This is a genomic window from Streptomyces sp. NPDC002088 (assembly GCF_040296605.1).
Lineage (GTDB): Bacteria > Actinomycetota > Actinomycetes > Streptomycetales > Streptomycetaceae > Streptomyces.
The window spans coordinates 1-6,413 of sequence record NZ_JBEOXO010000076.1 but is presented as its reverse complement, the minus strand read 5'-3'; the positions used below and the strand labels follow the sequence as shown (position 1 = coordinate 6,413).

5 protein-coding genes and 1 pseudogene are annotated in these 6,413 nt (G+C 68.0%); 4 read left to right on the top strand and 2 right to left on the bottom strand.

Translation table 11 applies throughout. The annotated features are described in order from the left end of the window. Nucleotides 1–230 precede the first annotated feature (230 nt). Entirely contained in the window at nt 231–449 is a 219-nt protein-coding gene (locus tag ABT114_RS49825; RefSeq protein WP_502988538.1) for a hypothetical protein, read from the bottom strand. A gap of 432 nt (nt 450–881) precedes the next feature. On the opposite strand from ABT114_RS49825, the pseudogene ABT114_RS49820 reads away from it, so the two are divergent. The 3 genes and pseudogenes from ABT114_RS49820 to ABT114_RS49810 form a co-directional block, all read left to right on the top strand. Next, nucleotides 882–1,940, top strand: a pseudogene (locus tag ABT114_RS49820) (transposase); the annotation flags it as partial. Between the two features lie 1,156 nt (nt 1,941–3,096). Further along, entirely contained in the window at nt 3,097–3,252 is a 156-nt protein-coding gene (locus ABT114_RS49815) for a hypothetical protein (protein WP_351153875.1), read from the top strand. Beyond that, nucleotides 3,249–5,093 (top strand): pentapeptide repeat-containing protein, encoded by a 1,845-nt coding sequence (locus ABT114_RS49810; protein ID WP_351153872.1) that lies wholly within the window; start codon nt 3,249–3,251, stop codon nt 5,091–5,093. The genes ABT114_RS49815 and ABT114_RS49810 overlap by 4 nt, the downstream gene beginning before the upstream one ends. 213 nt (nt 5,094–5,306) lie before the next feature. On the opposite strand, the gene ABT114_RS49805 is transcribed toward ABT114_RS49810, so the two are convergent. Continuing rightward, nucleotides 5,307–5,978, bottom strand: a complete 672-nt coding sequence (locus ABT114_RS49805; protein ID WP_351153870.1) for a recombinase zinc beta ribbon domain-containing protein — start codon at nt 5,976–5,978, stop codon at nt 5,307–5,309. 47 nt (nt 5,979–6,025) lie between these two features. Between ABT114_RS49805 and ABT114_RS49800 the strand changes: the two genes are divergently transcribed. Continuing rightward, nucleotides 6,026–6,349, top strand: coding sequence for a transposase (locus ABT114_RS49800; RefSeq protein WP_351153867.1), 324 nt, complete (start codon nt 6,026–6,028; stop codon nt 6,347–6,349). Nucleotides 6,350–6,413: the final 64 nt, after the last annotated feature.

Genomic DNA, 6,413 nt, shown 5'->3' with positions numbered 1-6,413 from the left:
GTGGTCGGCCTCATGGTGTCGCCGCGGAAGGCCCGATCCGGGGGCGCCGCACCTGCCCCGGATCTCGAGCGGGCCGAGACCTCCAACTGAGAGGTTCGCGCGCGGCGAGAAGACTGAGGTGATCTCACGGGTGCCAACTGGAATGCGACAGGACACCGTCTTCCGCCTTCAGAGCGCAACGCGGAGCACCAAAGTGGCCGACCAAGCCACTCAATGGCCAACTGACGTGCTCAGTAACAATACTGTTTATAGCAGGCCCTGAATTTGCCGGTCCAGAACTCGAAATCGATCGACTGGACCTGCATAAAATCCGCGCGCAGACCATCTGCCCGGGTGCCCCATTCCGTGAAATATGACTCGGTGATGGCCCCCGCGACGATCGGATATAGCTCTTCCTCCGTCGCTGCGGCCTCCTGAAGCTGGAAGGTCTGAGAAATGGACAGTGTCATCTTCGGTCATTTCAGTGTCACTCTCACAGACCGGCACGAAGTTCGCCTCACGCGCCTGCCCCTGCGGGCACCTGGTCCACAGCCGGTGCGGCTTCCCTACGGCCCGGACGTCCCTCCGCCGCCGTTCGTTGTGGGCCGGGAGGAACAACTCGCCCTCATACGGAGAGCAGCCCGCGAGCGGGGAGCGGTGGAGTTCACCGGTCCCTGCGGAGCGGGGAAGTCCACCCTCCTCAAGAACGCGGCCGTCAGCAGTGCCCCCGGAGCGTACTTGCGGGTGGGCGGCACCGAACTAGCTTGATCTTTAACATCCGACGTCGAATGGTGCCTCGAACTTGATCACTCGGTTCGGTAACTGCCGTACGCCAAAGCGGCCTTCGTCTGAACATGTGCTCCGACCAAGGAACACACACGTTCAGCACGAAGGCCGTGAGGATGAGTCTGCTGCATCGCGATGCCCGGCGAGAGCCGTTGGCCCAACTGTCATGCTTCCGGGACGAGTTCTACTCCTGTCTCACCGCTGGTTCGGATGCGTTGTTCGAGCTGGCTGATGCCGTTCTGTGCGGTGACGGGCCGGTGAGGTCGCTGGCCGAGTTGTCGCTGGTGGGTGAACACCGCCGCGGCCATGGCGGGCTCTACGCCGCTGTCGCCCGTGGCCGGGTCGATACCGGCCGGCTGCAGCGGGCCCTTGCCGCGGTGCCACTGCCACGGGCTGTCGACGGCCGGCTCGTCCTGGCCATCGACATCACCTGCTGGCTGCGCCCCGACGCCCACACCTCACCGCAGCGGATCCTGTGTCACACCTACGGCCGGGGCAAAGACCAGCACATCCCTGTCCCCGGCTGGCCGTACTCGATTGTCTGCGCGCTCGAGCCGGGCCGCAGTTCATGGACCGCACCCCTGGACGCACTCCGCCTGGCCCCCGGGGATGACTCCGCTACCGTCACCGCCCGACAACTGCGTGATCGGCTCCATCGACTGATCACCGCCGGGCAGTGGCAGGAGGGCGACCCGGACGTCCTCGTCATTGCGGACGCCGGATATGACGCACCCCGCCTTGCCTTCCTGCTGAAAGACCTGCCGGTCCAAGTACTCGCCCGGATGCGCTCGGATCGGGTCTTGCGCCGGAGTGTCCCGCCTCGGCATCCACACACGATGGGCCGCCCACCCCGGCACGGCAGCGAGTTCGTCTTCGGACAGCCTGACACCTGGGGCACCCCGGACACCGAAACGGTTACTGACACACGTCTCTACGGCACCGCCAGGGCCCGCTCCTGGGACCGGCTGCACCCCAAGCTGACCCACCGCTCTTCCTGGGCAGCTGCCGACGGCACTCTCCCGATCGTCGAAGGGACGGTGATCCGCCTGGACATCGACCACCTGCCCAGCGGAGCAACACCGAAGCCGGTCTGGCTGTGGTGGTCAGGCACCGACGCCACTCCGGCGGACGCCGACCGTCTCTGGCAGGCGTACCTGCGACGCTTCGACATCGAGATGGATCAGCAAGCCGCAGTGCTGTCATACGTGCGGTTCGATGTCATCGTCTGGGCTTCCTTCCTTGTTCCGGATTATCGCGGCCTGTTGGTGGTCGAGCCAGGCTTGTCGTGGTCGGTGGCCTCGGGACTGCCGGTGGAGTCTGCGGAGCCGTTCGACTTCTGCGGGGTCGGCGTGGATGATCCAGGACCGGCGCTGGTCGGTGAGCTGGTGGGCTGTGACCCAGCCGTGTGTGATCCATCCAAAGAGGGTCACCCGGGGCATGCCGAGCTCGCGGGCGAGGTCGGTCAGCCACCACTCGTGCCGGCCGAGCTGCACGGCTCCCCGGCGGAGAGCCTGTTCCTGCTGGCTGATGCAGCCCAGTTCCTGCAGCAGCGTGCGGACGCCCTGGGTGCCGAAGTGTTCGCGGCGTTTGGGCGGACGGAAGCCCTCGGAGTTCAGGATCTTTGCGATGGCCGGGGCGGAATGGCCGCTGGCGGCAAGTTCGCGGGCCCGGGCGGCCAGGCGGGGGAAGTAGCTGAGCTGATCCAGGCGGGCGACCGGGCGGACGAGTTCGCCGGCGGTGCGGTGTCCGCCGGCCCAGGTGATCTGGACGGTGAGACGCTCACTGTCGCCGATGACGGTGACGCTGACCCTCTCGAACAAGTGCCTGGTCAGCTGTTTTCGGTCCGCATAGGTGGTGGTGGGCGCCTGCCAGACGGCGGGGAGGTCGGCGGCCAGGGCCCGGATCTGGTCACGCTCGGCGCCGGTGAGGATGCGGGGCCGGGCTGCGGCGTGGCGGTCGTACTCCTCACCGAGCCGCCGCCGTTCGGCCAGTGCATGCTGTCAACGTTCGCGTGGAAGTGCCCAGCCCGGTACACGCGAACGTGCACAGGGCGCCTTACGTCAACGGCGCGCGGCGGCCCGCACCCTGACAGCGAGGTCGGGGGCTCGGGGAGTGGCGGAGCAGGTGAGACCGATAAAGCGTTCAGTTCGCTGAATGCCCGGTGGTGGCGTCGGGCGGGGTGGCAGGCTGTCATGGGTGACGGGTGAGTGGCTGGGACGTTCTGTCGGGAGCGGCAAGTGCTGGCGTGAGTTCGGCGGATGGCGTGGCGGCTGGAGCAGGCCGGCCAGGAATGTGACTGGGCTTTTACTTCCGTGCGGGGCGGGAGTGTCTGTGCGGAAGCTCGTTGAGGCAGCGGGGCTGTCGTCGACCCGGGTGCACCAGTTCACCAGGAACGCCGACATGCAGGTCACCGACTCTGGTACGCCCTGGCAGGCGCTGCCCCTGACACCCCACCAGAGCCGACGCCCCGGAGCCTCCAAGCCATGAGCACGCCCCCCGCGCCAGCCTCGCCGACCTGGCCGTACTGCGGACACGGCGCCGACCCCACCACCGACCCCGTCGGCTGCCCTGGCATCCACGTCCCCGGCCACACCACCTGCCTGGCCCACCTTAACGACGCCGACCGCACCTCCTACCTCACCAGCCTGGCCCCCGGCGCCGATGTCGACCACCGCGGCACCCCCATCACCGAACGCCTTCTCCAAGCCCTCCTCCGTGCCCTCCACGACCCCTCAACCGGAAAACCCAACCTCGGCACCGCCCGGTTCCAGGGAGCGACGTTCACCGGCGACGCCCGGTTCGGCGAGGCGACGTTCACCGGCGAAGCCTGGTTCGACGGGGCGACGTTCACCAGCACTGCCCGATTCGACGGGGCGACGTTCACCGGCGACGCCGAGTTCGTCGGAGCGACGTTCACCGGCGACGCCCGATTCGTCGGCGCGACGTTCATCAGCACCACCGGGTTGGGCAGGGCGACGTTCACCGGCGACGCCCAGTTCTTCGGGGTGACGTTCACCGGCACCGCCTGGTTCGGCGGGACGACGTTCTCTGGCACCGCCTGGTTCGGCGGGACAGTCTTCTCCGGCGACGCCCAGTTCGACGAGGCGACGTTCACCAACGACGTCCGGTTCGACGGGGCAACGTTCTCGGGCGACGCCCAGTTCGGGGGGGCGACGTTCACCGTGTTGTCGTCGTTCGGGCCGATTCTGTGTGCCGGGCGGGTTGATCTGTCCGGGTGCGCGTTCGGGGCGCCCGTGACGATGGAGATCGCAGCGGGTGAGGTGGACTGTGTCCGGACGCGGTGGGAGTCGACGGCCACATTCCGCCTGCGCTACGCGACCGTGGATCTCAGCCACGCAGTGCTATCTTCCCCGGCCGCTGTCACCGCCCATCCGATCCCGTTCACCACCATCGGGACCACGGTGATGGACGAAAGCCTGCTGGCCGGCCGCGCCCCGGGCGTGCGGGTGGCGTCGGTGCAGGGCGTGGACGCCGCGCACCTGGTCCTGACCGACACCGACCTGAGCGACTGCCTGTTCTCCGGCGCCTTCCACCTCGACCAGATCCGCCTGGAAGGGCGCACTCTCTTCGCCCCCACTCCCACCGGCATTCACCGCCGCCACCACATATGGCCATGCCACTGGACCCGCCGCCGCACCCTGGCCGAAGAACACCACTGGCGCGCCCAGACCGCCGGCCAGCCCACCCCGTCCCTCGGGCAGCCCTCATCGCCCCGGAATTGGCGGCCCGGCCCGCACCACCCCAACCCCGGCCTGACCCCCGACCCTGACGACGTGGCCGCCATCTACCGGCAACTGCGCAAAGCGTTCGAGGACGGCAAGAACGAACCCGGCGCCGCCGATTTCTACTACGGCGAGATGGAGATGCGCCGCCACGACCACACCGGCACTCCGCCCGGCGAGCGCGGCCTGCTGCGGGGGTACTGGCTGCTGTCCGGCTACGGACTGCGCTCCTCCCGCGCCATGATCTGGCTGCTCACCGCTATGGCCACCACCTTGCTGGCGCTGATGCTGTGGGGCCTGCCCACCCGCGACCCCGAACCGGCCACCACCGGCACTCTCAGCCACGGCAAGATCACTCTGAACACCACCAGCCCCGACCCGCACCTGTCAGGCACCTGGCACCAGCGCCTGACCGCCGACCGCGCGGAGAAAGCCACCCGCGTCGTGGTCAACTCCGTGGTCTTCCGCTCCTCCGGACAGAACCTCACCACCGCTGGCACCTACATCGAGATGGCCTCCCGCCTCCTCGAACCCACTCTGCTCGCCCTCGCCGCCCTCGCTGTCCGCAGCCGCATCAAACGCTGACACTCACGACCTAACTCACCGGCCCGCACAGCACTATCAGGATTGGACAAACTGAGCGCTGCACCGGCGTCCCCTGCTCTGACACGCCCCGAGCCCCGGGCCCGGTGCCGTCACCAGCCTAAAGAGGCGCGGAGGCTGTGCACTTTCGGCTGTACCTTCCTGTGCACACTCGGGTGTACGCCGACACATGCTCCCATTCCTTCTCCAGTTCCCTCACCACCAGGCGGTTTTCGGGCTCGGCCACCTGACCTGGTACTGGCGCCGGGCCCGGTCGGCGGCATAGTCCGCGCGTTCCAGACGCTGCTGCCAGATCCGGTCCACCTCTTCGCGCCGGTGTTGGGCCTGCTCGGCGGCCTGCAGCGAGACCTCCAGGGCGGCGGGCGCCATCGCTTCCAGCAGCAGACCGCTCACATGGCCATCGAGGCAGGTCCCGGACATCTGCTGGCACAGCTCACCGCCGTAGTCGGCCTGGCTGCAGTCGTACTTCGGCCACAGCTTGTTGCCCTGGCCGCGCTGGTAGTGCACGACCATACGGGTGTCACACCGGCCGCAGAAGATCAGCCCGGCCAGCAGGGCCGGCCCGTCACGCAGGGCACCCATGCTCTGGGAACGGGCCCGGTTCGCCTCGATCCGGGCAAGGTTGCGTTCATGGCGCTCGGCGCTGACATAGGCAGGCAGGACGTCGGGCAGATAGACCAGCCAGTCCTCGGGCGGCTTGCGGACGCGCCCGGTGAACGGGCGTCCCGCCAGACGCCGGCGGGGATCGGTCCGGCTGCGGCCATAGACATAGACCCCGGCATAGGCGGGATGGCGAAGCATGTTCTGGATCACGATCCGGCTGGGACGACGCCAGGCGAGCGGGTCTTCACCCCTGATCTTGGACACTCGAGATAGTGGATCTTGAGGATCTGAGAGATGGAGGTGTCGTGGTCATGAAGCACTATCCGCCGGAGTTCAAGGCGGACGCGGTCGCACTGTACGAGTCGCGGCCCGAGGCGACGATCAAGCAGATCGCCGCCGACCTGGGGGTGAACCCGGAGACGCTGCGCAACTGGATCCGGGACGCGGGCGCCAGCCGTCCGCGCGGCCGTCGGGCAGCGGAGCCGCCGGCAGTTCCGGTGGCGCCGTCGGCTCTGGAGGCCGAGGTCGCTGCCTTGCGGCGGGAGAACGCCGAGCTGAAGAAGGAACGGGAGATCCTGCGCAAGGCGGCCCGCTATTTCGCCTCGGATTGTGTCCTGAACACGAAGGGGAGTTGACAGTAGGAAAGCTTCCGAGAGTGGTGCTGTGCGGATGATGAAGGTCTTGTGGCCCTTCGAAGCC

Excerpts from the sequence above, each read along its gene's own strand:
- ABT114_RS49825 (WP_502988538.1), bottom strand. The coding sequence starts at position 449 with ATGACACTGTCCATTTCTCAGACCTTCCAGCTTCAGGAGGCCGCAGCG.
- ABT114_RS49810 (WP_351153872.1), top strand. The coding sequence starts at position 3,249 with ATGAGCACGCCCCCCGCGCCAGCCTCGCCGACCTGGCCGTACTGCGGA.
- ABT114_RS49800 (WP_351153867.1), top strand. The coding sequence starts at position 6,026 with ATGAAGCACTATCCGCCGGAGTTCAAGGCGGACGCGGTCGCACTGTAC.